The sequence below is a fragment of the Ruegeria sp. O4 genome (assembly GCF_056535125.1).
The window spans coordinates 20730-46403 of the sequence record NZ_JBQERO010000010.1 but is presented as its reverse complement, the minus strand read 5'-3'; the positions used below and the strand labels follow the sequence as shown (position 1 = coordinate 46403).

Annotated in this window: 19 protein-coding genes; 11 read left to right on the top strand and 8 right to left on the bottom strand. The window is 57.8% G+C overall.

The features are described from left to right. Positions 1–10 precede the first annotated feature (10 nt). The 5 genes from ACR0J7_RS12530 (at position 11) to ACR0J7_RS12510 (ending at position 4845) form a co-directional block, all read left to right on the top strand. Positions 11–727, top strand: a complete 717-nt coding sequence (locus ACR0J7_RS12530) for an alpha/beta fold hydrolase (RefSeq protein WP_480900167.1) — start codon at positions 11–13, stop codon at positions 725–727. Between the two features lie 86 nt (positions 728–813). Then, positions 814–2013, top strand: coding sequence for a TCR/Tet family MFS transporter (locus ACR0J7_RS12525; protein WP_480914457.1), 1200 nt, complete (start codon positions 814–816; stop codon positions 2011–2013). Positions 2014–2095: 82 nt separating this feature from the next. Beyond that, positions 2096–3190 (top strand): Zn-dependent alcohol dehydrogenase, encoded by a 1095-nt coding sequence (locus ACR0J7_RS12520; RefSeq protein WP_480914455.1) that lies wholly within the window; start codon positions 2096–2098, stop codon positions 3188–3190. Positions 3191–3213: 23 nt separating this feature from the next. After that, a complete protein-coding gene (locus ACR0J7_RS12515; RefSeq protein ID WP_480832685.1) occupies positions 3214–4446 on the top strand; it encodes a mandelate racemase/muconate lactonizing enzyme family protein in 1233 nt (410 codons plus the stop codon). 111 nt (positions 4447–4557) lie between these two features. After that, positions 4558–4845, top strand: coding sequence for an ArsR/SmtB family transcription factor (locus tag ACR0J7_RS12510; RefSeq protein WP_480488347.1), 288 nt, complete (start codon positions 4558–4560; stop codon positions 4843–4845). Between the two features lie 6 nt (positions 4846–4851). On the opposite strand, the gene ACR0J7_RS12505 is transcribed toward ACR0J7_RS12510, so the two are convergent. Next, entirely contained in the window at positions 4852–7848 is a 2997-nt protein-coding gene (locus ACR0J7_RS12505) for a cyclic nucleotide-binding domain-containing protein (protein WP_480914517.1), read from the bottom strand. 244 nt (positions 7849–8092) lie between these two features. Here ACR0J7_RS12505 and ACR0J7_RS12500 point away from each other — a divergent pair, with 244 nt between their 5' ends. After that, positions 8093–8455 carry a DUF3307 domain-containing protein gene (locus tag ACR0J7_RS12500; RefSeq protein WP_480488349.1) on the top strand — a complete coding sequence of 121 codons (363 nt, stop codon included), beginning with the start codon at positions 8093–8095 and terminating at the stop codon, positions 8453–8455. A 121-nt stretch (positions 8456–8576) separates the two neighbouring features. Here ACR0J7_RS12500 and ACR0J7_RS12495 read toward each other — a convergent pair whose 3' ends face one another. The 6 genes from ACR0J7_RS12495 to ACR0J7_RS12470 form a co-directional block, all read right to left on the bottom strand. Further along, the gene (locus ACR0J7_RS12495; protein ID WP_480914453.1) at positions 8577–9881 is read right to left on the bottom strand and encodes an NAD(P)/FAD-dependent oxidoreductase; all 1305 of its coding nucleotides are present in this window, start codon (positions 9879–9881) and stop codon (positions 8577–8579) included. Beyond that, positions 9878–10552 (bottom strand): TetR/AcrR family transcriptional regulator, encoded by a 675-nt coding sequence (locus ACR0J7_RS12490; protein ID WP_480488296.1) that lies wholly within the window; start codon positions 10550–10552, stop codon positions 9878–9880. The genes ACR0J7_RS12495 and ACR0J7_RS12490 overlap by 4 nt, the downstream gene beginning before the upstream one ends. After that, positions 10553–12091 (bottom strand): trimethylamine methyltransferase family protein, encoded by a 1539-nt coding sequence (locus tag ACR0J7_RS12485; protein ID WP_480914451.1) that lies wholly within the window; start codon positions 12089–12091, stop codon positions 10553–10555. Positions 12092–12093: 2 nt separating this feature from the next. After that, positions 12094–14496 (bottom strand): GcvT family protein, encoded by a 2403-nt coding sequence (locus tag ACR0J7_RS12480; RefSeq protein WP_480914449.1) that lies wholly within the window; start codon positions 14494–14496, stop codon positions 12094–12096. Positions 14497–14606: 110 nt separating this feature from the next. Further along, on the bottom strand, positions 14607–15236 hold the full coding sequence (locus ACR0J7_RS12475) for a glutathione S-transferase family protein (protein WP_480538642.1): 630 nt from the start codon (positions 15234–15236) through the stop codon (positions 14607–14609). Positions 15237–15255: 19 nt separating this feature from the next. Further along, positions 15256–15753, bottom strand: a complete 498-nt coding sequence (locus ACR0J7_RS12470) for a class I SAM-dependent methyltransferase (RefSeq protein ID WP_480538644.1) — start codon at positions 15751–15753, stop codon at positions 15256–15258. 233 nt (positions 15754–15986) lie between these two features. On the opposite strand from ACR0J7_RS12470, the gene ACR0J7_RS12465 reads away from it, so the two are divergent. Genes ACR0J7_RS12465 through ACR0J7_RS12445 form a run of 5 tightly spaced genes read left to right on the top strand, consistent with a single transcriptional unit; the run spans position 15987 to position 23211 of the window. Beyond that, complete coding sequence (locus ACR0J7_RS12465; RefSeq protein WP_480488302.1) at positions 15987–17759, top strand: ABC transporter ATP-binding protein; 1773 nt, start codon at positions 15987–15989, stop codon at positions 17757–17759. Next, on the top strand, positions 17752–19665 hold the full coding sequence (locus tag ACR0J7_RS12460) for an ABC transporter substrate-binding protein (RefSeq protein ID WP_480914447.1): 1914 nt from the start codon (positions 17752–17754) through the stop codon (positions 19663–19665). The genes ACR0J7_RS12465 and ACR0J7_RS12460 overlap by 8 nt, the downstream gene beginning before the upstream one ends. A 14-nt stretch (positions 19666–19679) precedes the next feature. Continuing rightward, positions 19680–20708 carry an ABC transporter permease gene (locus ACR0J7_RS12455; protein ID WP_267363792.1) on the top strand — a complete coding sequence of 343 codons (1029 nt, stop codon included), beginning with the start codon at positions 19680–19682 and terminating at the stop codon, positions 20706–20708. Beyond that, on the top strand, positions 20705–21859 hold the full coding sequence (locus ACR0J7_RS12450; protein WP_480484049.1) for an ABC transporter permease: 1155 nt from the start codon (positions 20705–20707) through the stop codon (positions 21857–21859). The genes ACR0J7_RS12455 and ACR0J7_RS12450 overlap by 4 nt, the downstream gene beginning before the upstream one ends. After that, complete coding sequence (locus ACR0J7_RS12445) at positions 21856–23211, top strand: CoA transferase (protein WP_480914445.1); 1356 nt, start codon at positions 21856–21858, stop codon at positions 23209–23211. The genes ACR0J7_RS12450 and ACR0J7_RS12445 overlap by 4 nt, the downstream gene beginning before the upstream one ends. A 58-nt stretch (positions 23212–23269) precedes the next feature. Here the strand turns inward: ACR0J7_RS12445 and ACR0J7_RS12440 are convergent, their stop codons facing one another. Beyond that, positions 23270–25651 (bottom strand): mechanosensitive ion channel domain-containing protein, encoded by a 2382-nt coding sequence (locus tag ACR0J7_RS12440; protein WP_480911185.1) that lies wholly within the window; start codon positions 25649–25651, stop codon positions 23270–23272. Positions 25652–25674: the final 23 nt, after the last annotated feature.

Below are 25674 nucleotides of genomic sequence, written 5' to 3'. Positions count from 1 at the left end.
GAGAACAGCAATGGCGTCTTTCCTGTTGGTCCACGGCTCTTGCCACGGAGCCTGGTGCTGGCGCGATCTGATCCCTGCGCTTGAGGCTTTGGGACACTCTGCCCGGGCCATCGACATGCCCAGCCATGGTGCGGATCCAACGCCGGTGTCCGAGGTTACACTGGACAGTTGCCGCGATGCCGTTCTGAACGCCTGCACGCCCGATACGATTGTCGTGGGTCACTCGTGGGGCGGCTATCCGATCAGCGCCGCAGCCGAGGCTCGGCCGGACGCCATGCGCGCCCTGATCTTTCTGTGCGCCTACGTGCCTCACGATGGGCTTTCGCTGGCAGATATGCGCAGGCGCGGGCCACGGCAAACCATTGCTCACGCAGTGGAAAAATCCGCAGACGGTCTGTCTTACACCGTGTCGGTAGACGCCATCCCCAGGCTGTTCTATCACGATTGTCCGGACGATATTCTGCCTTACGCCTATGCGCGCCTGTGCCCACAGGCCATTCTCCCCCAGGAAACACCACTGCCGGTCGGCACGAACTTCAACGAAGTACCCAAGGCCTATATCCGCACCACGGATGACCAAACAATCCCCACGGAGTATCAGGCGGACATGTGCGCGTTCATCCCGAAGGAACTGCGACGAACCATCGACAGTTCGCATTCTCCGTTTTTCTCGCATCCACAGGAACTGGCCGGATTGCTAAGCGAATTGGCAAGCAAATTCGGGTGATACAGCAGATTGTACGTAAAACTCTGTCTTCCCACATTCGGTGACTGTGCCTAGGGTGCCACGAACAGATCACCTGCCCGAGTCCCATGCGCCTGCCATCACTCTTCATCCTCAGCATCGTCATGATCGACGCAATGGGCATTGGTCTGGTGATGCCAATCATGCCGCAACTGATTGTAGACGTGCAGGGCAGCTCGCTTGCCAATGCCGCTATTTGGGGTGGGGTGCTGAGTACGGCTTTTGCTGCGATGCAGTTCGTCTTTGGTCCAATCCTTGGAAACCTGTCCGACGCCTATGGTCGCAGAGCTGTACTGTTGGTGTCGCTGTTCGTCATGGCGCTTGATTATATGGTTATGGCCGTGGCCGGCAGTATCTGGCTGTTGCTGGCCGGTCGTGTTGTCGGCGGTATAACCGCAGCCACACATTCCACCGCTGCCGCGTTCATGGCGGATATCTCCAATCCCAAGGACAAGGCCGCGAACTTTGGCCTGTTGGGCGCGGCCTTTGGCGTGGGTTTTGTCCTCGGCCCGGTGATCGGCGGATTGCTCAGCGAATATGGAACCCGTGCCCCGTTCTGGGCTGCGGCAGGACTGGTGGCACTGATCTTTGCCGTAGGCTGTTTCGTGATGCCTGAAACCGTAACCGACAAGACCCGGCGCGCCTTCAACTTGCGCCGCGCCAACCCGGTGAATTCGCTGCGCGCCATTGCTGCACTGCCCGGTATCCGGCCTATGCTGTGGGTCTACTTTCTGTATTCGGTCTCAATATACGTCTACCCCGCTATCTGGTCCTTTTTCACCACCGAGCGGTTCGGCTGGTCCCCTCAGATGATCGGCCTGTCACTGGGCGTCTATGGAATCGGCATGGCCGTTGTGCAAGGCGGTCTGATCCGCCCCGCAATCCGATTGTGCGGCGAGCGGGGCGCCATCAACTACGGGATGGGTTTTGAAATCCTCAGCTTCGCAATTCTGGCCTTTCTGACCAACGGGTTCATTGCGCTTTTGTTCATCCCAATCACCGCAATCGGGGCAATCACCACACCGGCACTTCAGGCAATGATGTCCAAAGCGACACCGGATTCGCAACAGGGAGAGTTGCAGGGCGTGCTGACCGCGCTCCACGCGCTTTCGATGGTCATTTCGCCCTTGGTCATGACCAGCGTATTTGCGCAATTCATTCGCCCTGACACACCGCTGTACTTGCCGGGTGCTCCGTTCCTGCTGGCGCTGGCGCTGATGCTGGCCGGGTTTGTGCTGTTTCGCCGGTCCCCGCCTGTTGTGGCTTAACAACGACACACACATGACGGTTTCCGCCTTGCGATCAACGCTTTCCCACGCCACCGTGGGGCCAACGGGAATGAGGGAAAACATGCAAACAATCAAAGCTGCAGTCTGCCGAGCATTCAGCGAACCCCTGGTTATCGAAGAGGTTCAGCTGGCCCCCCCCGGCACGGGCGAAGTCGAAGTGACGCTGGATGCAGTGGCCATCTGCCATTCAGACATATCCTATGCCGAAGGTGCCTGGGGCGGCTTTCTGCCCGCCGTCTATGGCCACGAAGCCGCAGGCGTGATCTCCGCAGTTGGAGAGGCCGCCGGTGACTTCAGGATTGGCGAGCCTGTGGTTGTAACGCTGATCCGCGCGTGCGGGTCCTGCCCCACCTGTGCCGGAGGGCACCCGACAAATTGCGAAACACCGTACGACACCGTCAAAGGCCCGCTAAAAACGGCTGACGGTAGTCCTCTGGAACAGGCCATGGCCTGCGGCGCTTTTGCCGAAAAGGTCGTGGTGAGCCATCGGCAAATCGTCAGGATCCCCGAAAACCTGCCCAAAGACGTGGCTAGCCTTCTGTCTTGCGGGGTAATCACCGGGGTTGGTGCTGCGGTAAACGCGGCCGGTCTGCGTCCGGGTCAGGATGTTGTGGTCATCGGCGCCGGCGGCGTTGGCCTGAACGCTATTCAGGGCGCGCGGATCGCAGGCGCAAGGCGGATCGTGGCTGTCGACATGACCGAAGAAAAGCTGGAAATCGCAAAGGAATTCGGCGCGACCCATGGCGTTCTGGCCAGCTTGCAAGAACCCTGGAACGCGGCGTTCGACGCCCTTGGCGGGCGCGGCGCCGATGCGGTTCTGATCACTGTCGGCGCAATCGCCGCCTATGATCAGGCCCCGCGCTATCTTGGCCGCGGCGGCAAGGCCATCATGATCGGAATGCCGCATTCGGGCGGCATGGCCAGCTATGAACCGGTTGTTCTGGCAGCCCTGGGTCAGGGTGTTGTCGGCTCGAAAATGGGTGATGTGGTTATTCAGCGGGACATCCCCTGGATGATCGACCTCTACGAGCAAGGTCGGTTGAAACTGGACGAGTTGATCTCGGGCCGCTGGTCGCTGGATCAGATCAACGAGGCCATTGCCGATACCAAAACCGGATCTGCCAAGCGCAACGTGATCCTGTTCGACAGAACCTGATCCCCCGGCTCGGAGAAACTGAGATGAAACTGCAGGATCTCGACATCATCGTCACCGCCCCACCCGCTCCGGGTTGGGGGGGGCGATACTGGATATTGGTTAAGCTGACGACTGACACCGGCATCACCGGTTGGGGCGAATGCTATGCCTCGTCCGTCGGACCCGAGGCGATGCGCCACGTCATTCGGGATGTGTTCGAACGGCACATGCTGGGCGAGAACCCCGAAAACATCGAACTTATGTTCCGTCGCGTCTATTCCAGCGGTTTCACGCAGCGCCCGGACCTGACGGTAATGGGCGCATTCTCGGGGTTAGAGATCGCCTGCTGGGATATTCTGGGCAAGGATCGCGACCGCCCGGTTTATGCGCTGTTGGGCGGCAAGGTGAACGAACGAATTCGCTCCTACACTTACCTCTACCCTTTGCCGCATCACAATCTGACCAACTTCTGGACCTCTCCCGAACAAGCGGGTGAAACAGCTGCCGAAATGGTGCGGCGCGGCTATACCGCCGTGAAATTCGACCCGGCGGGCCCTTATACAATCCGTGGCGGCCACATGCCCGCGATGAGTGACATTTCCATGTCCGTCGCCTTTTGCAAGGCAATTCGCGAAGCAGTAGGGGACAAGGCTGACCTGCTGTTTGGCACACACGGGCAGTTCAACACGGCCGGGGCCATCCGGCTGGGGCAGGCGCTGGAACCATACCAGCCCCTATGGTTCGAAGAACCCACGCCACCTGATATGATCGAAGACATGGCCCGTGTCGCCCGCAACGTCCGTATCCCCATCGCCACCGGAGAGCGCATGACAACCAAGGCCGAGTTCGGAGCCGTTCTGCGCGCCGGGGCTGCGGAAATCCTGCAACCGGCGCTGGGGCGTGCCGGCGGAATCTGGGAGATGAAGAAAGTCGCCGCCATAGCAGAGATATTTAATGCTCAGATGGCGCCACATCTTTATGCAGGACCGGTGGAATGGGCCGCCAATGTCCACCTGGCCGCGTCGATCCCGAACCTGCTGTTGCTGGAAACCATCGAAACACCGTTCCATAATCAGCTTATCAAAGGCTCCATTCAGGTAGAGAACGGCTTCGTGATCGCTCCGACCGATCCGGGCCTTGGGATCGACATCGACGAAGAACTGGCGCGCGCGCATCCGTATGAAGGTCGCGGCTTGCATCTGCAAATGCAGGAAGAGCCCTGCGATTATGTTAACGGCAATGCTTTTCAGGGCGGTGCCCCTGCAACCGAGGGGTGACAACACAGACGTGTTTGAGGCATATTAACCCAAGATTAATGGCACAACGGTCAAAACGTGACACTCCTAGAAACCGAACCTCAGGCACACACCTCGGACACACCATCAGAAATGAAAGAAAATGCAGCCCGCGCGGCGGCATTTCTCAAGACACTGGCGCATGAAGGGCGCCTGATGATCCTGTGCCACCTTGGGAATGGTGAGAAATCCGTAGGCCAGCTTGAAGATTTGCTGCAATTGCGGCAAGCCGCCGTCAGCCAGATGTTGGCACGCTTGCGGGAAGAAGGGTTTGTCACCACCCGAAGGGATGGCAAAACGATCTATTATTCGCTGCGCGATGGGAATGCAGCGCAGATGATCGGCCTGCTGTACGATCTGTTTTGCGAACCTGCCAGCTGATCACGCCTAATTGGACACGTAACCGGCGATCACCTGCATCAGCTTGAACGCGGTTGCCGCATCGTTTTCCACAACGGCCAGGAACTCTTCTTCACCGATCCGAAGACAGGATAGGTTTGTTTCGGCCACCATGCTCAGCGCGCGTGGTTCTTTGCGGATCAGACCAAGCTCACCCACCAATGCGCCCGGCCCCACGGTGGTGATCAACTGGTCGGGGCCATCTTCCTGCGGCAGGTACAGGCCGGCCTCACCCTCCAGCACCACATAAGCGCCATCGGTCGGCTGATCATCTTTCAGGAACACCACCTGCCCGGGCTTGGCATCAAACCACTGCGCGCCAAAAGCCAGAAGGCGCAATTGCCTCCGGTCCAGTCCCGAAAACAAGGGGGTCTGCTCCAGCGCGCGAAGTTTCCGCGCCAGATCTGCTGAAGATGCGCTGTCTTTTCCCACGTCTACCGGTCCTCCGTCCGAGACGACACGACCTTGCCGGATTTCCACGAACATGTCGAATACGTCCGGGTTTTCGAACTGGTCATTGAGGTAGAACACCGTGGCATCCGGCAACAACTCGCGCAGCTTCTTGTAGACCGACACCTGCGTTTTCATGTCGTAACTGGCCAATGCCTGCTCCAGGATCAGGATATCCGGCTTCTTGATTGTCGCGCGGGTAAACGCCAGCGGTTCGGCAAAAACCGCCGGAAGGCTCTGCCCACCCAAAGCAACCGGAATGTCATAAATCAGCTCGACCACCAAAGGACGCGCGCCGTTCTCCTCCAACACGTCCACAATGACCTTGCGGGCCTCATCCGATCGCGCGCCACCAATCTGGCTGACCTTGCCGAACAGCGCGTTTTCCATGACCGTCAATCCAGGCGCGAAATCTTCCGGGTCCAGCGGAACAAAAGCGTCCTTGAGACTTTCCAACAGCTTGTCCGAATGACTCTGCCTCAGTTCCAGAATGCGGTCCTTCAGCTCATCCGTGAACGCCGGGCCAATCTGTTCAGCCGAGACGACGAAAGGCACGGCCAACATACTGGCCAGCTGTTCGTCATCCAGCCCTGACGTTCCCTCTTTGCGGGTCTGTTCAACCAGCTCCACAGCTGCCTCATAGGTCTTTGCATCAAGACCCAGCTTGCGGAACAACGGATGGTCGGTTCCGTCGAACCCGAAGATCTGGCGCAGCATCTCGATCACGTCACGCGTCAGGGCGATCAACGTCTCATCCAGTCCCAACTCTCGCAACTGCATGAGGAAAACCTTCTGCCGGGCAAGCAAAGCCTGCGTCACCGGCACGCGAGGCGTCGCAAAAAGCAGGTTTTCTGCAACAGGCAGCGCCGGGTTGTAAGCATTCCGGTCGAATATCAGCGCCTGCTGCTCAAGACCCGCGTCATGGACCGCCTTCCGCACAAACGGGCGCAGCTCGACCAGTTTCCTTGCCAGTTCGCAGTGTTCGGTCGCAACAAAGCTTTGTTCGGCACCGCGCCGAAACAAAGCTGCACCAGACCCCATTCCATCAATCAGCTGCAACCACCAGTCTCGCAACGCCGTCGCGTCTTCAAACCCGGCCAGCGCCGGGTCAAGCCATTCCACCCTGAACGGATCCATGCTGTTTCCAGCCCGCAAAGTCTCGGCAAAATCAGGGTCGTCTGAGGATTCAGCCAAGGGTTTGAATCGCATCGGCATCATCACGTTGTCACCCAACGTTCCCTGAAACATAACCGGGCGGGACGTTGCGTACCCGATACGCGCGGCCACAACGCCCTGATGCAGATCTGCCAGGTTCAGATCCCCAACCTGAACCGTGCCGGCAGCGGGCAAAATCTCGCGGGTCAGCAGCTCACCCATGGCGCGCCGGTCCTCTTCGCTGGGTGCGGCAATGCCAATCGTCTTGCCAGCGGGAAAAGTAAGATTCAGATCATCCAGCACCTGATTTCCGTCCATGTCGCGAACTGAAACGTGATTCAACACGATATCGCCGCTCAGGTGGGGGCGCTCTGCTGGTTCGCCCTCGAACAGCACTTCATCCTTCAATCCGGCCGGATCGAAACGGTCAACGACGATTTCCCAGCGCAACGACATGTCCTGGGTTTGGTTGTAATAGGTCAACAGCTCTTTCCAGGGTGAGCTCAGATCCTTGTACGCCGCTAGCGCGGCAACCAATGCCCCCAGCGAAACCGAACCCTGCAACACCAGAAGGCCACCAATCAGGTAGAACATGAATGGTGTCAGCTGCGAGATGAAGTTGTTTATGAACTTCATAAAGAACTTCTTCTGGTAAATCTCAAAGCGGATCGTGAAAAGCCGCCCCAATTGATCGGAAACCATAGCCCTGCGATAGCGCCAACCGCCATTGCTGCGTAGGGTTGACGCCCCTGCCGCGTTTTCGCCGATCTGGGCAGCCAACGCCCGAACTTCCTGAATACGTTTCTTGTTCAACAGGTTGATCTGACGCTGCAATTTAGGGATTAACCAGGCCTGCACCGGGATCAGGGCGACTGCGGCCAGCCCGAACCAAAAGCTTTGCAAGAACAGGAAAGAAAGGATGGTGATCATCTGACCGGCTTGCAGAACTGGCTGGCTGATCGCATCGCCCATCAGCCCGCCCATTGGTTCGCTTTCAGCCGTGATCATCGAGACCATTTCGCCCTGGCTGACCCGTTCGAAATAGGGTTGCGGAAAAAGAAGCGCGCGGCTGACCAGCTGATACCGAAACCGTCGCAGCATGCGTTCGCTCAGCACACCCTTCATGGTGTTGATGCGCATTTTCATCAGCCCGTGCGCCAACACGGCAGCAAGGAAAGCAAAGCACAAGATGATCAGGAAATTCGTCTGTGAAAGCGTATAGCCCCAGACATCCACTTCGGCCGTTGTCGAACCGATTGCGTCGTTGATGATACGCTTGGGCAGTTCCAGCGTAAGATAGAGCAACGGAAACAACGTCGCCGTCACAGCCAACAGGATCAGCTGATCGCGTTTGGAGTATTTCCAAATAAAGCGGAAAATCGTGCGTTCTATGGAACCTGCCCCTACTGCTGGCCGATAACACGGCCCGGATGCCGCGCGCCCAAATTCAACGGTTTGAATTTACTGCCATACTGACACGTTATGCAAATTTTTTCCCACCTGAGAATTTTCTTTATCTTATGTGAACTAGTTCATTTACGCATGGCCGTGTTATTGCCTAAAGTCAGTTTAGAACGATATCGGGAGGGTTCTTTTGACTGCCAGTATTGGCGCAGTGTTACTTATGCTTTGCCTTTTTCAGGTCAAGCACATGTTCGCTGACTACTACCTCCAAACACCGAAAATGCTCTCTGGCCGAGGCGAGTATTTTCACTTGGGACGCGCGCAGCACGCAGCAGTACATGTTGCGGGCTCTGTCATCGTGTTTGCCGCGTTTGGCGCTCCGGTATTGTTCATCCTGATTGTCGGACTGCTTGAATGGGTCATTCATTTCAATATCGATTTCTTGAAAGCTAGCTATTCAGACAAGAAACAGCTTGAGCCGACGCAGGCCGCGTTCTGGCGTGCAGCTGGGTTAGACCAGTGCCTGCACAACCTGACTTATGTGGCGATGGTCTGGGCCTGGGTGACTTTCGCGGCAACGTAGCTCGTACCAGGATATGCCGTCCGATGCGCAGCCCAGAAGCTATGCGCCTATCCCTCGGCCGGTCATAGCGAGGCAAGCTGTTAACCTGCCCCACTCGACTTTGATCGATGCCAAAACCCGACTAGCCCAGAACCGAAAAACTGCTTTCCTCATTGATCGGGCGCTTGCGTGAGTAAAAGCCCACGTCGATGGTCCGTTTAATATAAGGCAGTTCGAATTGCAGCGGTTCCGCGTCGTGATCCGCTCCGCCTTCGCAATATGCGATCAGGGCTGCCATCATCTTACCCGCAATCGGTGCATTCTTATACTGGTTCCCGCTGGATCCGCAGGCCATGTAAAACCCCGGCAGGTTGGATTTGTCATAGATCGGAATCCAGTCGGTTGAGGCATCGTAAAGGTCAACCACACCACGCGTTTTCGATGGGATGCCAAGGGAAGGCACGCGCTGCGCATATCGCATGGCCTGTGTGGTCCATTGGTCCGTGAACTCGCGGTTGTAGTTGACGTCATCCTCGCACCATTGATGCGGATCACACTCCGGATCCTCTGATCCCACAAGGATGTGGTTGCCGTGTTCCGGGCGGCAGTAGCAGGCAATGTCGCTGTCCGAGACGATGGTTCCGTCGTTTTCAAAGTCGAACCCTTCCGGGGCAGGGACATGCACGACCTCTTGCCGCAGGGGGCGGGTTTTGATGGTCATGTCATCCAGAACGCCTGCCATCCCATTGATGATAGCCGAGCCCGGCCCGGCCACGTTCACGACAACCCTTGCGCGGATTTCTTCGCCTGAGGCAAGTTTTACACCGGAAACACGTCCATCCTCGGTCAGGATCTCGGTTACTTCGGCACTGGTGCGAACCTCGGCTCCGTGCTGTTTGGCAGCATCCATCAGGTTTTGCGCCGAGAAGGCCGGGTCGGTGACGTACCCCGCCTGAGGCCAGTACACTCCACCCGACATCTTTCGCCCGTTGGGCTGGCCGAATTCCGGATCATCCAAACGGCGTGCCGGGGCAAAGCTGTCCAGCGAATAAACCGGCAGGCGTTCAACCACTTTTTCCCCCGACCATTCTTCGAACGGGCAATCCAGTTCTGATGAATTGCGCATGTGCTTTTCCAGCATCCCGTTCGCCTCGGTCTTCATAACCAGGCAGCCGGTTTCCCTGAACTGAGCCAGATTGGCCCCCTCCGGCAGTCCAAGATAGTCAGCCCAGTCGCGCCAGTAATGATAGCCTTCCCAGGCAAACGCCGTTCCATCGAAGGTGGAATAATGCATCCGGATGATCGCGCAGGACCCGGCGGTTGAACCGTGTCCAACCTGTGCGTTGCGATCCAGAGACAGGGTTTTCCAACCCGCCTTGGACATTTCGAACGCGATGGCCGCGCCGATCACGCCGGTACCGATGATGATTGCGTCTGGTTGACTCATGTCGGGTCTCCTTTCCAGTAGCGCCGGGAATATGCGCTGAATTCTTCAACTTCTTCGGGTTTCGGTTCGACGCCCGTAAAGGCGTATAGGTAATTCGGCACCATCGAGATCCGCGTCTCGAAGGGTTCGTTCAATTGTGCAAGGTCATATCCGATCTGCATGTAATACAGCACGCGCGCACGTGTTTCGGACTCAATCTCGGAATAGCCGTATCTGGCGAACATCGCGTGCAAAGCTTCAAGTCGCCGAGTGTCTGACTGGTCCAGCGCACGGCGTACTTTGCCCGATTTACGCGCCCAGTCGCGCACGGCAAAATCCAACGCGGTGTCAAACAAATCCGTATTGACCACACAACGATGCACGTTGCAGACCGCGCCCGTTATCGTGTCGGCTGGTGCTTCGGCCTGTTTTACAAGCGCAACCGTATTGGTCGCCTGCCACCGCGCCAGCAGTGCATCCAAAAGTTCCTGTCTGGACTTGAAGTACCAGTAGAAGGATGAGCGTGACACGGCCATCCGCTCGGCCAGGTTAAGAACCTTGATCTGGTCCACCCCGTCCGAAATCAGCACGTCCATCGCCACGTTCAGCCAGTCGTCGCGGGTCACCTTGATATTGCCGATCAGGGGCTCGGCTTCGGGATCGTCGCGGTGAAGGATAGGTTTGTTGTTCATTCAACTCTCCGGTGGCGCCCCGCCCTCTGCGGTGCGGCGTGCGATAAAGTCCTGCAAGGCACCAAAACGATCATTGTCTATGGCGGGGGCCTTGAAATCGTTCAGGATACCCTGCCAAACCCCCGTTGCACGTTGGTTGGCATCCGTCGATCCTCGCTCGGTCCATGTGCCGAAATTGGCGTAGTCATGGACATGCGGTTGATAGAACTCGGTGGTGTAGCGCTCCATCGTCTGGGGGCAGGCAAAGAAATGACCGCCGGGCGCGACCTCACTTAAAGCGGTATCAAAGCCAATTTCGGCGGACCCCGCCTGCGCGCCCGCGCAAAGCTCGGCCACCATGTTCAGCACCTCGGCATCACAGACCAGCTTTTCGAAGGATACGGTCAATCCCCCTTCCAGCCAGCCCGCTGAATGAATGATCACGGTCGCCCCGGCCATCAGGCAGCCCCAAAGGCCAAACTGGTTCTCATTCGCCGCTTGCACGTCGTTGCTGTTTGACGCCGACCCTGCCGCCGACCGCCAGGGCAGGCCAAGATGACGCGCCAGTTGGCCTGCGGCCAGTGACGCCTGAAAATGTGAGGGCGTCCCGAATGCCGGCGCGCCGGATTTCATGTCCACATTGCTGGTGAACGTGCCATAACAGACCGGAGCGCCCGGTCTGGCCAGCTGCGTCAAAGTCAGCGCAGCAAGCGCCTCGGCATGGGACAGGGTGATTGCCCCGGCCACGGTGATCGGCGCCATCGCCCCCATCAGAGTGAACGGTGTTATGATCGACATCTGACCGTGGCGCGCAAAGTCAATCAGCCCTTGCGCCATAGGAATGTCCAACGTGCGCGGGCTGTTTGTGTTAATGATCGTGTAGCAATGCGCATTGCCCCTGAACTCATCCTCCGACAAACCTCGCGCCACGGACAGCATCTCAAAGCAATCCATGACTTGCGGCGTGCCGCGCGAGAAGAAGAACGGGTACTTGTCCGTCAGTTCCATCTGCGCCTGTGTCGTGAAGTAGTGGCGCAGATGCGTCGGTACGTCCTGAGGTTCAACCTGAGGCGAGATCATCTGGAACACATCGAAATGATGGGTGAGCTTCAGAAACTCCAGATAATCCTGACCTGTCGCCGGGCGACGGCCACGTTCCAGATCGGTTGCGTTCGGTGCGCCTGCCCCCGGTTGAAAAACCAGCGATCCCAGTTCCAGAGTAAAATCCCGATGCCGTGAACCGGCGCGACAAGCGATAGATTTGGGGGCCGAGGAAACAGCAGCCTCAACCATCTCGCGCCCGATAAAGACCATTTCACTGTCTTCATCCACGCGCGCACCACCCTGCTTGAACAGCTTGCGTGCCTCGGGAAGCAAGGTCTTTACACCCAACTCCTCGAGCGTACGCAACGCTGTCTCGTGCATGTCCGCAATCTGGTCAGCCGGGAACACCTCCATCAAAGGGAAAGGGTTCCTGAGCTGGCGATAGTTCACGTCGCGGCTGGGCTGCGGGGCAGCCTCGCCCCCTCGCCTTCGGCGTCGTCGGTCCGGAGAGGCCACGATCAGCCCCGCATCGCTTTGCCCTGAGGGTCGTAGGGCGACGGTGCAATTACCCGCGCCGGACATTCCACCCCTACGACATGGACAGACAGTTCCGTACCCGGGTCCACCTTGTCACGGTCAATCAAGGCCATTGCCAACGACTTGCCGGTATAGTGCCCGTAACCGCCTGAGGTCACAAAACCCACGCGTTCACCATTGGCCCAGACCGGCTCATACCCGCTGGCATCGGCGTCCAACGCATCGATTTCCAGTGTCACCTGCACGTGCGCCGGGCCATTGCCATCCCGCTCGGCCAGAGCGGCCTTCTTGCCGATGAAATCCTTGTCCCAGTCGATCCAGCGATCCATGCCGGTCATGCCGGGTGTGTAAGCCTGCGTGAACTCTGCCGACCAGATGCCAAAGCTTTTCTCAAGCCGGGTTGACAGCATCGCATTGAAACCGCACTCGCGGATACCCTCTTCTGCACCGGCTTCCAGCAAAATGCGGCGCAGCTTGATGTGATCGCCATAGCGGCAGTTGATTTCATACCCTTTTTCGCCGGTCACCGACATACGAGCCACGCGGGCACGGACGAGACCGATGTCGAAATCACCGCAGCCCATGAATTTCAGACCCGAGATATCCTGTTCGGCCAATTTTTCGACCACCGCCTGCGATTTTGGTCCGACCACGGCGAACCCGCAATACTCCTCTCCCAGGTCGCGGACGGTGACCCCATCCATCATATGATCGTTGAACCATCGCATATGCCAGGCGCGCAGGTAATAGCTGCCCATGATCCACCAGGTGCCATCGCCCCAGTTCAACACGGTCAGATCGCCTTTGAGCCGCCCATCCTCACCCAGCATCGGCGCCAGTTTGGCACGACCCGGGGCGGGCAGTTTCGATGCCATAACGTTATCCAGCCAAGCCTCGGCATTTGGGCCCGAAACCTCAAAGCGGGAAAAACCCGTGATATCCATCAGGCCCACGCCCTCACGGATGGTCCTGCATTCAGCGGCCACGATGTCGTGCGCGTTCGAACGTTTGAGCGTTGGCGTTTCCTCGAACCCTTTGGGCGCGAAATACAGCGGCACCTCCAGATCCCAGCTGACACCCCATTTGCATCCGGCCTCGGTCATCGCGTCATGCGCCGGAGCCATCTTCAGCGGGCGACCCGCAGGCAATTGCTCGTTCGGGTAGGTCATCACAAAGCGGCGCGAATAGAACTGGCCAGTGGTTTCACGAATATACCGCTTGTTCTGTGCGAAATCACCATAGCGCGCCACATCCATCGGCCATGCATCCGCTTCGGGCTCACCATGGATCATCCATTCGGCCAGTGTTTTCCCAACGCCACCACCTTGCAGGAACCCGGCCATCACCGCGCAGGCGGTCCAATAGCCGCGCTTGCCCGGAACCGGACCAACCAGCGGGTTACCATCCGGTGAGAACGTGAACGCACCATTGACCCATGTCTTGATGCCCACGTTCTGAATCGACGGATACCGCTCAAAGCCCAGCGTCAGTTCGTTCTCGATCCGGTCAAGCTGTTCCTGAAACAGTTCCTCGCCATAGTTCCACGGCGCTCCGTCCATCGCCCAGTGTTCGTGATCGACCTCGTAGATCCCCACCAGAACACCCTTCTGGTCCTGCCGCATATAGGTGAATCCTTCGAGGTCCACAGTCATCGGCATCTCGAAATCCGCCCGCGCCACTTCGGGCACAGTGTCTGTGATCAGATAGTGGTGTTTCAACGGTGAGACTGGCAACTCTACCCCGGCCATACGCCCAACCTGCTTGGCCCAGAGCCCGGCCGCGTTGACTACATGTTCACAGGTGATCGTGCCCTTATCGGTCACAACCTGCCAACCATCATCTGTCTGGATCAGCTCTTCGACCTTGGTTTCCTCGTAATATTCGGCACCACGTTTTCTGGCCGCAGTCGCATAAGCCTGAACAGTGCCTGTCGTATCGATATACCCTTCGCGATCCGCCCACATCGCGCCCAAAACACCGTCGGTTGACATGATTGGGCAGCGTCTTTGTGCCTCTTGCGGGGTCAGCAGCTCGCAATCATCAATGCCGATTGACTGGAAGATGCGGTAATTGGCCTGCAACCACTCCCAGCGTTCAGGCGTACCGGCCAGCGTCAGACCACCGGTCATGTGCAAACCGATATTCTGGCCCGATTCTTTTTCGATCTCACTCAGTAGGTCAATTGTGTAGGCCTGCAACGAGGCCATGTTTGGATCCGCGTTCAGGGCATGGATACCGCCCGCTGCATGCCAGGACGATCCCGATGCCAGCCGCCGCCTCTCCAGCATGACCACATCCGACCAGCCGAATTTGGCCAGATGATACAGAACCGAAGCACCAACGACGCCCCCACCAATGACCACTACGCGATATTGGGATTTCATCCCGACCTCCCTGAACAGAATCTGGGAAGACGCTAGTGGCACTGTTCAGTTCTGTCTAGACATTTATGTACAGTACGGAATGCGAGAACTCCGCCGAATGCTTTGCAAACCTAAAGCTGGGCGCTTGGGCGGGCTTTCACGCTTTCAAACCAAACCTGCGTGTTCGTATTGCCGTCCGGTATCCGCATTTTAATGACGCGCGCGAAATCGACAAAAACAAAAGTGGATATATCCGCCAGAGTGAATACATCGCCCGCGACATACGCGCTTTGCATCAACCGCGCCTCCAGCAGTTCAAAAAACGACGTAACCCGTTCGCGCCCACGCTGCGCCAGTTCGGGGATCTGCGCATGATTTACCGTGCCGGGAATGGCACGGTCTTTGAATGCCGGATGGCTGTTGCGCAAAGCCTCAGCGATGGGTGCACCACCCTGCTGCTCGGCAATTGCGTTCCACATCAAGACAAACCCTTTTTCATCAGCGGTACGGCCCATTAAGGACGGCTCGGGGAAACGCGCTTCAAGATACGCGGCGATGCCAAGATTTTCGGTCAGGACTGCGCCTTCATCCGTTACCAGAACCGGGATTGTAGCCCGGGGGTTCACTGCACGAAACTCAGTGCTCAACTGCGCGCCCTCAGCAATCGAGATTTCGTGCGTTTCGATGTCCAACCCTTTTTCCGCGATAAACATGCGGGCACGGCGCGGGTTTGGGGCCGTAGAGCAATCGTAGAATATCATGCAGGCCCCTTCTCTCTGGTCAGCGCCGATAGATGAAACAGCGCCCTTCGACGGCACCCTCGGGCAACGGCATTTCCTCCAGCGCCTCGAAATACATCCGGTCGCTTGATACCATTAATCCACCCCGCGCCAGCAAGGGCTCGATAAACGGGGAAACAAGCCGCGCAAAGATGTCGTTCTTTTCGCGATTATGCCCCCCAAGGTCTGCATGAATCAGGCTTGCTGTCGGTCCAAACCTGTCGACCGCCGCTGGCAGCGTCTCGCGCACATCCCCCAAGATCACCCGATCCTCGGGCGGGGTTGAATCAGGGTGCGAAGCCACCGCGCGTTCGAACACAAAGACAGGGCGTCCATCGATATGCTGCACAAGATGATGATAGGTGCGCCCATTGCCCAGACCCAGTTCAAACACCGGGCCAGCCATGCCTGCCGTTTGCGCAATCGCGTGATCCAGGCAGGCGCGCTGCGACACCATACGATCGATAAACAAGTCCAGACGGCTTTGATTCTCGGACACTGGCAAATATCTCCTTGATACCAATCGAAAGCATAGGTGCCCCCGACGCCGCCTTAGATGACAAATTCTCAAGACTTTGTGTAGCGACGAAGCCCAAAGTTTCACATTTTCGCGACATTTCAGCCCAAGAACGGGTTTGACTAGACAGGCGGAACCGCGCGACACTGACGAAAAAATCACGGGGAGTTGAAACGACCGATGTCACCAAGCGGCCAAACGGTTGGAAAACCTGCATGAGAGCGTTGTTGTCTGTCAGAGACCTCAGCATCGGCTTTGGTGCGGGAAGTTCCGTGGTCACGGATGTGAATTTCGATGTCAAACCAGGAGAAACCTTGGCGCTGGTCGGTGAATCGGGATCGGGTAAAACCATCACGTGCCGGGCCGTCTTGCGGATTCTGCCGCGAACGGCGCAGATACGCAGCGGCACTATAACTTTAAATGATTCCAAGGGCACATGTAACCTGACAGCGGTCAGCGAGCGAGAAATGCGCGGCATTCGTGGCAATCGCGTTTCGATGATCTTTCAGGAACCTATGCGATCGCTGTCACCTCTGCACAAGATTGGGAATCAGGTCAGTGAAGTCCTGTGGCTGCATCGCGGGCTATCTGAGTCTGAGGCGCGCAAAAAGGTCCTGACGCAGTTCGAGCGCGTGGGCTTTCCAGATCCGCAGCGCGCCTATGACTCCTACCCGTTCGAACTGTCGGGCGGAATGCGCCAACGCGCCATGATTGCGATGGCCATGGTATCCAAACCCGAGTTGCTGATCGCGGATGAGCCAACCACCGCGCTGGATGTGACCACTCAGGCGCAGGTTCTGGGGCTGATCAAGGAATTGCAGCGCGAGACCGGCATGGCGCTTATTCTGGTGACCCATGATCTGGGCGTGGTCGCCAACATGGCCGAACAGGTTGTGGTCATGCACAAGGGCCGCATCATGGAGGCTGGCTCGGCCGCACCAATCCTGACCTCCCCCGCACATCCATATACCAAACAACTGTTTGATGCTGCACCGGAAATTCCAGATCAGGATGCTGTGGGTATACCGATGCCGGACGACGATCTGATCCTTCAGATGAAGGGTGTCTCCAAAACCTACACGATGCGGTCCAGCAAAGGGTGGCAGGCCGACAAGGAAATCTATGCGTGCAAAGGGGTAGATCTGAATTTGGCACGCGGCAAGACGCTGGCCATTGTCGGTGAAAGCGGATCAGGTAAAACAACAGCCGCGCGGATTGCATTGGGTGCAGAACTGCCCGATCCCGGCGGAGAAGTCCTGTTTCGCACCGTGCCGAATGCCGATCCCATCACAGTGCACAACATGACCCGCGCCCAGCGCACGGCGTTTCAGCGCAATGCGCAGATGGTGTTTCAGGATCCCTACAGCTCGCTCAGCCCGCGGATGCGCATTCAGGACGCGATGACCGAGCCGCTGGAAATTCACCGTATCGGAACAACGGCCGAGCAGCGCGACAAGGCCGCCGAGATGTTGCAGCGCGTCGGCCTGACAGCCGACATGCTGAAACGCTATCCACACGCCTTTTCGGGGGGCCAGCGGCAACGTCTGTCGATAGCCCGCGCCATGATGCTCGATCCACAGCTCATCGTGTGTGACGAACCCACCTCGGCGCTGGACGTATCGGTACAAGAGCAGATTCTGACCCTGCTGGAAAATCTACAGGACAGCCTGAACCTGTCCTATCTGTTCATCTCGCACGATCTGGCTGTGGTCGCGCGGATCGCCGACGAAGTTGCCGTGATGCGTCGCGGCCTGATCGTCGAGCAAGCACCCCCCGAAACTCTTTTCTACAATCCGCGCCACCCCTACACCAAAGCGCTGATTGCCGCTCAACCCGAACCCGACATCAATCGCCCGATCGACCTGCAAGTGGTTTCCTTGGGCGCCGGCGCGCCGGACAGTTGGGATGAAGCCTTTCGTTTCTCGGACACCGTGATACCCTCATTGGTGGAATTGGAACCGGGCCATAAGGTACGTTGCCATGTTTAAGACCACTCGCCCCCTGATCCTGGCCGCTTCGCTGGCGCTCATCGGGATGCTGCCCGCCACGGCAGAGACAATTCCGACGCCGCAGGAAAGCGCGTTCTGGAACGCGGAAGTAGAAGCGGGCAATCTGCCACCCGTTCAGAAGCGCCTGCCAGCGGACCCGCTGATTGTAGATCTGGCAGCAAAGGGTCGCGAGTTCGGCAAACAAGGCGGCACCCTGCGCACCATGATCACGCGGTCCAAAGATATCCGCCAGATGGTTGTCTATGGCTATGCGCGGCTGGTCGGTTTCGACCAGAACTACGAGATTATCCCCGATTTGCTGGCATCGTTTGAAAACGAAGACGGCCGCAAGTTCACCCTGAAACTGCGCGAAGGGCACAAATGGTCAGACGGTTCTCCGTTTACGTCGGAAGATTTCCGCTATTGGTGGGAAGACGTTGCCAACAACAAATTGCTCAGCCCGTCAGGCCCGCCGGATTTTCTGATTGTCGAAGGCAAATCACCCACCGTTACCTTCCCGGATGAAACCACGGTGATTTTCGAATGGGAAGACCCTAACCCGGGTTTTCTACAATCGCTGGCTCAGGCAAGACCGCCGTTTATCTATCGTCCTGCAGCTTTCCTGAAACGATATCACGAGAAATATGCCGACCCCGAGGAACTTGCCTTTCTGGTCGACGATGCCCGCGTCAAAAGCTGGGCCGCGCTGCACAACAAGCTCGACAACCTGTACAAGTTCGACAATCACGAATTGCCCACGTTGCAACCGTGGCTGAACGCAAGTTCCGGCAAGAAAATCCGCCACAATTTCGTACGTAACCCCTATTACCACCGTATCGACAGCAAAGGGGTTCAACTGCCCTATATCGATGTGGTCGAGATGGAGATCGTTGCCCCCGGTCTGGTCGCTGCCAAAACCAATGCAGGGGAAAGCGACCTGCAAGGCCGGGGTCTGGATTTCCGCGACGCTTCGATCCTGAAAAAAGGCGAAGCGCAAGGCGGCTACAAGACATTGCTGTGGAAAACCGGCGTTGCATCGCAAATCGCGATCTATCCGAACCTCAATTTCGAGGATGACGTCTGGCGCGATGTGCTGCGTGACGTCCGTGTACGGCGCGCCCTGTCCCTTGCCATCGACCGCGAGACAATCAACCAAGCTTTGTATTTCAAGCTAGCGCATCCCGGCGCAATGTCGGTTCTGCCGGCCTCGCCCTTTTATGATGAGAAGAATGCCACCGCATGGGCCGGTTACGATGTCGGCCAGGCCAATGCGTTGTTGGATGAGGTCGGCCTGACCAAGCGCGACAAGAACGGTATTCGCCTGCTACCGGACGGGCGCCCTATGGAGCTGGTGATCGAAACCGCTGGCGAGCGGCAAGAGGTTGAAAACGCCCTTCAGATCGTTACTGACACCTGGCGCGAGATCGGGGTCAAGCTGGTCATGCGCCCGTTGGATCGCGATATCCTGCGCAACCGGGTGTTTGCAGGTAACTCGATGGCATCGGTCTGGTATGGGTGGGATGACGGTATCCCGCAGGCGCACACGTCCCCGGCGTACCTGGCACCAACCGATCAGGTCTTCCTGGCCTGGCCAAAATGGGGCCAGTTTTATCAGACAGGTGGTGAAGCCGGGGAAGCCCCCGACATGCCCGAGGCAGAACGCCTGATGCAACTGGCCCATGACTGGGAGGTCGCAACTACCGATGACGAACGCAAAGAAGTCTGGACTGAGATGCTGAGAATCCACGCCGACCAGCTTTTTGCCATCGGTATCCTGAACGGAGCACCCCAACCGATTGTCGTGTCGAACCGTCTGCGCAATGTGCCGGAACAGGCCATGTGGGCATGGGAGCCCGGTGCGCATTTCGGCGTTCACCGCCCGGACGAGTTCTTTTTCGCCGACTAAGCAGGAGCAGCTAAATGGTCATGCTGCGCTATGCGGTGTATCGCTTTTTCACGATGCTGCTGACATTGTTGGTGGTCTCGGTCCTGATTTTCATAATCATCAACCTGCCGCCCGGTGATTACCTGAGCAACCAGATTGCCGAGCTTCAGGCCTCGGGCCAGTCAGCAGGTGTCGCCAAGGCCGAGTTTCTGCGCGCCGAGTACGCTCTGGATCGCCCGATGTGGGAACAGTACCTGATCTGGGTGGGCTTCTGGCCGGGACCGCACGGATTTTCGGGTCTGATCCAAGGTAATTACGGCTGGTCATTTGAGTTCGACCGGCCTGTATCTGAAATCGTGGGCGACACGCTTTGGCTGACGGTCGTCGTCAACCTGGCCGCGATCCTGTTTGTTTATGCCGTTGCTCTTCCCCTGGGTGTTATTGCTGCGGCGCGATCACGGACATGGATTGATTATACCTCGGCCTTTGTGGGTTATCTGGGGCTAGCGACACCCAACTTTTTGTTGGCCCTGATCCTATTCTACTACGGGCATCGGTATTTCAACCTGCCTATCGGCGGCCTGATGGATCCGCAATTCGAAGGTCAGCCGCTGAGTTGGGACAAGATGAAATCTATTCTCATCCACCTGATCGTTCCGACTTTTGTCATCGGAACCTCGGGCGCATCGGCGATGATGCAGCGCCTGCGGGCAAATATGCTCGATGAACTGGGGAAACCCTATGTGGAAACGGCCATTGCCAAAGGTATGGCGCCGTCGCGGATGCTGACGAAATATCCGTTGCGCGTGGCATTCAACCCGTTCGTTGCGGATATCGGTAACCTTCTGCCATCTATGGTGTCGGGATCGGTTCTGGTGTCAGTCGTTCTGGGCTTGCAAACCATCGGGCCGACTTTGCTGACAGCACTGAAAACGCAGGACCAATTCCTGTCCGCGTTTATCCTGATGTTTGTCGCGCTGCTGACGCTTATCGGCACGATGATCTCGGATATTCTGCTGGTGATGCTGGATCCCCGCATACGATATGAGGGGCGCGAAGCATGACCGATACTCCTGACAACCGCTACGTCGATGACGCGCCGTTTGATCCGCAGGCGTCGATACAGCAACTGGAACGCGCCGATCTGGATGCCCCCAACTGGGTATTGGTCTGGCGCAAGTTCCGCACGCATAAGCTGGGTCTGATCTCGGGCATCTTCCTGCTAATGTGCTACCTGATGCTCCCATTTGCCGGTTTCATCGCGCCGTATGGCCCGAATGACCGGAACGGAGAGCATCTGTATGCGCCACCGCAATCGGTGAACTGGTTTTACGAAGGCGCTTTTATCGGCCCCCATGTTTTTCCAATCGTCGCCGAGGCGGATCTGGAAACCTTCCAGTGGAAGTTCGTCCCTGACACTGACGACCCGCGCCCGATCCGGTTCTTCTGTGAAGGGTCCGAATATCGACTTGCGGGTCTTATCAAGACAGACAGGCATCTTTTCTGCGCGCCGGATGGTGCCACCTTGTTCCTCTGGGGGTCCGACAGGCTGGGTCGCGATATCTTCAGCCGCATCCTCTATGGGGCGCAGCTGTCGCTGACCGTGGGGCTGATCGGTATTTCGGTATCATTCTTTCTGGGTATCCTGTTCGGTTCGATGGCCGGCTATTTCGGTGGCCGCATCGACTGGGTCATCAACCGGGTCATCGAAATTCTGCGTTCGCTGCCGGAATTGCCGCTGTGGCTGGCACTGTCTGCCGCCGTGCCATCGAACTGGAGCCCGGTTGCCGTATTCTTCATCATTTCGATCATCCTCGGCATCCTCGACTGGCCAGGACTGGCGCGTTCAGTTCGTGCAAAGTTCCTGTCACTACGCGAGGAAGAATACGTTCGTGCGGCAGAAATGATGGGTGCAAGCTCGGGCCGGGTGATCCGTAAGCACTTGTTGCCGAATTTCATGTCTCATTTGATTGCATCAGCCACCCTGTCGATCCCGGCAATGATACTTGGGGAAACGGCGCTTAGCTTTCTTGGCCTGGGCCTTCGTGCACCAGCGGTCAGTTGGGGTGTGATGCTGAATGACGCGCAAAACCTCGCATCGATTGAGATCTACCCCTGGACGGCAATCCCGATGCTTCCGATCATCGTGATCGTACTGGCTTTCAACTTTCTGGGTGACGGGTTGCGCGACAGCCTTGACCCTTATCAGCAATGAGCCTTCTTGCCACCCTTCCCGCCGTCGACCGATATCGCAAGGTCGGCACAGGCGCTCTGCCAAGTGCTTTTGCCGTCTCCGAACTGGCGACAGCCAGCTTTGCAGCCGTTGGGCAAGAGATGGCCCGCTTTATGCAGGCGCTGAACCTGACCCAGAAAGCCCCCGAGATCGCCGTCGACCATCGGCTGGCATCGTTGTGGTTCGGCTATTCCTTCAAGCCCGACGGCTGGGAAATGCCAAACCTGTGGGATTCGGTCGCGGGGGATTACAGGGCGTCAGATGGCTGGATCAGGCTGCACACCAACCTGCCGCGCCATCGCGCGGCAGCGATGAAGGTTCTTGGCACCCCGCCAGAGCGTGAAGCTGTGACAAAAGCCGTCAGAACCCGGGCCATATCCGATTTGGAAACCGATATTGTGGCCGAAGGCGGTGTGGCCGCTGCCATGCGCAGCCGGACCGAGTGGCTTGAACATCCGCAGGGCCGCGCTGTATCGCGCGATCCGTTGATTGGTTGGCAAGGCCCCCGGTACGTCAAGCTACGCGAGAGGCCGCAGGCAACCCCTGCAAGACCTCTTGCCGGGTTGCGGGTTCTTGACCTGACGCGCGTTCTGGCAGGTCCGGTATCGACACGCACATTGGCCGGTTTCGGGGCCGAGGTTTTGCGGATCGATCCGCCCGGTTGGGACGAACCCGGCGTGATCCCTGACATTTCACTAGGCAAACACTGTGCTTATCTCGATCTGAAATCGACCAACGACATGGAAAGGCTGCAAGAACTTCTGCCCCAAGCGGATGTATTCGTTCATGGGTACCGGCCCGGCGCTTTGGACGCGCTTGGCCTGACCCGCGCCAAGCGCGATGAACTGGCACCGAACAGGGTCGAGGTGACGCTGAATGCCTATGGCTGGCAAGGCCCCTGGTCGACCCGGCGCGGGTTTGACAGCCTTGTCCAGATGAGCGCGGGAATTGCGCATGCGGGCATGGGATGGGCTGACGCAGACAAACCGACGCCGTTGCCGGTTCAGGCTTTGGACCACGCGACCGGCTATCTGATGGCCGCCGCCGTCCTTTCCGCATTGGCCGAGGCTGCGTCGGGCAATTCCATCATGCATGCGCATCTGTCCCTTGCCCGCACCGCCGAGCTATTGGCGGTTCTCGGCAAAGACAACGTCGAGGCAGAGACCATTACTCCGACGCCCACGGATTACTCCCCTGCGACAGAAGCTTCGGGCTGGGGACCGGGGCACCGCCTGAGACCAGCCCTCAGTCTCGGTGACGCTGTGCTGCAATGGGATTTGCCGGCGTCGAAACTGGGCACATCTGACCCGGTCTGGCCCTTCGTTTCCAACTGACCTCACGCTTTCGGGGGCACCTCATCCGAGACTCAACACAAGGCGGCGGCGGGACTCTCTACCGGTCGTCGCCATCCGGCCCGATATCGTCCAGATAGTCCTCGTCAATTGCGGCCTGAACAGCCCCTGTCACGGCCTCACGCTGTTTTTGCGTCAGGTCTTCCGCCTCTTTGCCATCTGCCAATCTTACAGTGACCTCGCGATGCGCAAACTTGATCCCCTCTCGCGCGAACAGCTCGCGAATGTCCTGATAGACCTTTTTGCGAACCAGCCACTGGTCGCCGGGTTTCGTCATGAACTTGACCCGGATGATCATCGCTGAATCCTGCATCTCGATCACGCCCTGTGACTTCAGCGGTTGGATGAAATTGTCTCCGATTACGGGATCGGCCAACAACTCCTGACCCAGTTTCTTGATCAATTTACGAACCTTCTCGACATCGGTGTCATAGGTCACGCGCAGCGGCAGCTTCATGATCACCCAATCGCGCGAGTAGTTGGTCAGCACTTTGATCTCGCCAAAGGGAATGGTGTTCAGCGCACCCAGATGGTGACGCAGTTGCATGGACCTGACCGAGATTTTCTCGACCGTCCCTTTCACATCCCCAATGTCGATATATTCCCCTTTCCGGAACGCATCATCCAGCAGGAAGAATGCGCCGGAAAAAATGTCGCGCACCAGCGTTTGTGACCCGAACCCCACGGCCAAACCAACCACACCGGCACCCGCAAACAACGGGCTGACATTGATACCCAGTTCCATCAGGACAATTAGTACGATCGTGACCACGACAACAGCCAGAATTGCGCCCCGGAAAAGTGGCAACAGCGTTGCCAGACGGCTTTGCCCGCCTTCCCCGCCTTCGTCGCCCAGTTCAACCTCGGTGCCATCGTCGGATTCTTCAGCGATCTTGCTGTCGATCCAGATCCGAAAGAAATGAAACAGGATGTACCCGATAAACAGGACGACCATCACATCCAGCGCACGTTCTACCGGCAGATCCTCGCTCCAGTCCGCGTTCGGGTACCATATCACGACAAGCGCATAAGCCCCGAGCACGAAAGCCAGAATTCCGGCTACCCGGCGGGCCAGGTCTTCATAAGTCAGAAGATGCTGCTTCGGCTGTTCAGCCTCGGGTATATCCGCCGCCCCGGCGCCTTCATCCGCTGCCGCGGCTTCCCCGTTTATTTCGCTAATCATGCGCGAGCGGTCGAAATATCGCTCCAGCAGATAGTTCATTGCACCATAGGCTATGACCACGGACATGAAGATTAGATAGCTGCTTGCAATCAACGGCAGCGGCGTCGGATGCTCCAGCGCCAGATCAACAGCCAGACGGAACCAGCTGAACACGACATAGATGATCAATGCCGGCGCCCAGCCAAATGACACAAACCGCAGCAGCCAAGACACCTGTTCGGATGCCCGCCCACCCCGGATCGCGTTCGAGATGGCACGGGCGTTGAACAGGATCATCAGAATATTGCCCAGCGCGCCCAGCATCGTCAGACCGCCATACACCATGGCGTAGACGTTGTAGTTCAGTCCAAAATCAGCGACCCAGGTGGAAAACAGGACGACCGAAATATCATAGGTCGCCAGCACGGACGCCCAGATGTACAGCCTGCGCGCATTCTTGTCCGAAAAGGGCGGTAATCGATATTGGCTCAGATAAGGCGACAGGACCATGCGCCACAGGTCCGACACCGTGCGCGACAGGAAAAAAGCCGTAAAGATGGCGGTGATCGTGAACTGGACCGAGATATCCTCGGCCTCGCCAAAGATCAGATACCCGACGATCAAAGCCATGATCATTGCAAAGACCGTAGCACCGATCCCCATCAGGAACCGGAACAGCAGGAACGGCATCTTTTCCCGATAACCCTGTGGTTCGTCCTTGATCCGCGCCACCACCCAGCGGCGCGCGAACCGTTTCCCGTAAATCTCGATCGACAGCCACCGCCCAAGTAACAGGAACAGGATATTCCAGCCCAACACCTCGACATAGGTCTGGATTCGGCCATCCGGGCTGGTCTGGCGCAGGATGTATTGTACTTCAAAAATAGAATAGGGCAGCGCCTCGAGCCTCGATTGCATCGACTCACGGAACTTCGAGAACCGCTCTTGCGCCTTCATCAGTTGCGAACCGTCACCCATTGGGTTGCTCGAATCGCTGTCTGCGCCCCCCGAACCTGCATCCTTTCCGCCTGCCGTTGTCACAACCTGACCGGCACTGTCGATGACAATGACACTTGCGCCCGCATCGCTGGCCGCGCGGATTGCAGCGGCCAGATCACTTTCCTTGTCGGCCTCGGACGAAGTGCCCGACCCTGAAGGATATCCGGGAATCAAAGATGACTGCGCCAATGCACCAGTGGAAATGCTCAGGAAAATGGCCCAAAACGCCAAAAAAAATGCGGCCAGAAAGTTATTTCGCATTGGGTCGTGCATCCAGTTTTTGC

Coding starts and splice junctions, on each gene's coding strand:
- ACR0J7_RS12445 (WP_480914445.1), top strand. CDS start 21,856: ATGAGCCTTCTTGCCACCCTTCCCGCCGTCGACCGATATCGCAAGGTC.
- ACR0J7_RS12515 (WP_480832685.1), top strand. CDS start 3,214: ATGAAACTGCAGGATCTCGACATCATCGTCACCGCCCCACCCGCTCCG.
- ACR0J7_RS12530 (WP_480900167.1), top strand. CDS start 11: ATGGCGTCTTTCCTGTTGGTCCACGGCTCTTGCCACGGAGCCTGGTGC.
- ACR0J7_RS12510 (WP_480488347.1), top strand. CDS start 4,558: ATGAAAGAAAATGCAGCCCGCGCGGCGGCATTTCTCAAGACACTGGCG.
- ACR0J7_RS12475 (WP_480538642.1), bottom strand. CDS start 15,236: ATGATATTCTACGATTGCTCTACGGCCCCAAACCCGCGCCGTGCCCGC.
- ACR0J7_RS12520 (WP_480914455.1), top strand. CDS start 2,096: ATGCAAACAATCAAAGCTGCAGTCTGCCGAGCATTCAGCGAACCCCTG.
- ACR0J7_RS12490 (WP_480488296.1), bottom strand. CDS start 10,552: ATGAACAACAAACCTATCCTTCACCGCGACGATCCCGAAGCCGAGCCC.
- ACR0J7_RS12500 (WP_480488349.1), top strand. CDS start 8,093: ATGCTTTGCCTTTTTCAGGTCAAGCACATGTTCGCTGACTACTACCTC.
- ACR0J7_RS12460 (WP_480914447.1), top strand. CDS start 17,752: ATGTTTAAGACCACTCGCCCCCTGATCCTGGCCGCTTCGCTGGCGCTC.
- ACR0J7_RS12455 (WP_267363792.1), top strand. CDS start 19,680: ATGGTCATGCTGCGCTATGCGGTGTATCGCTTTTTCACGATGCTGCTG.
- ACR0J7_RS12495 (WP_480914453.1), bottom strand. CDS start 9,881: ATGAGTCAACCAGACGCAATCATCATCGGTACCGGCGTGATCGGCGCG.
- ACR0J7_RS12465 (WP_480488302.1), top strand. CDS start 15,987: ATGAGAGCGTTGTTGTCTGTCAGAGACCTCAGCATCGGCTTTGGTGCG.
- ACR0J7_RS12450 (WP_480484049.1), top strand. CDS start 20,705: ATGACCGATACTCCTGACAACCGCTACGTCGATGACGCGCCGTTTGAT.
- ACR0J7_RS12525 (WP_480914457.1), top strand. CDS start 814: ATGCGCCTGCCATCACTCTTCATCCTCAGCATCGTCATGATCGACGCA.
- ACR0J7_RS12440 (WP_480911185.1), bottom strand. CDS start 25,651: ATGCGAAATAACTTTCTGGCCGCATTTTTTTTGGCGTTTTGGGCCATT.
- ACR0J7_RS12480 (WP_480914449.1), bottom strand. CDS start 14,496: ATGAAATCCCAATATCGCGTAGTGGTCATTGGTGGGGGCGTCGTTGGT.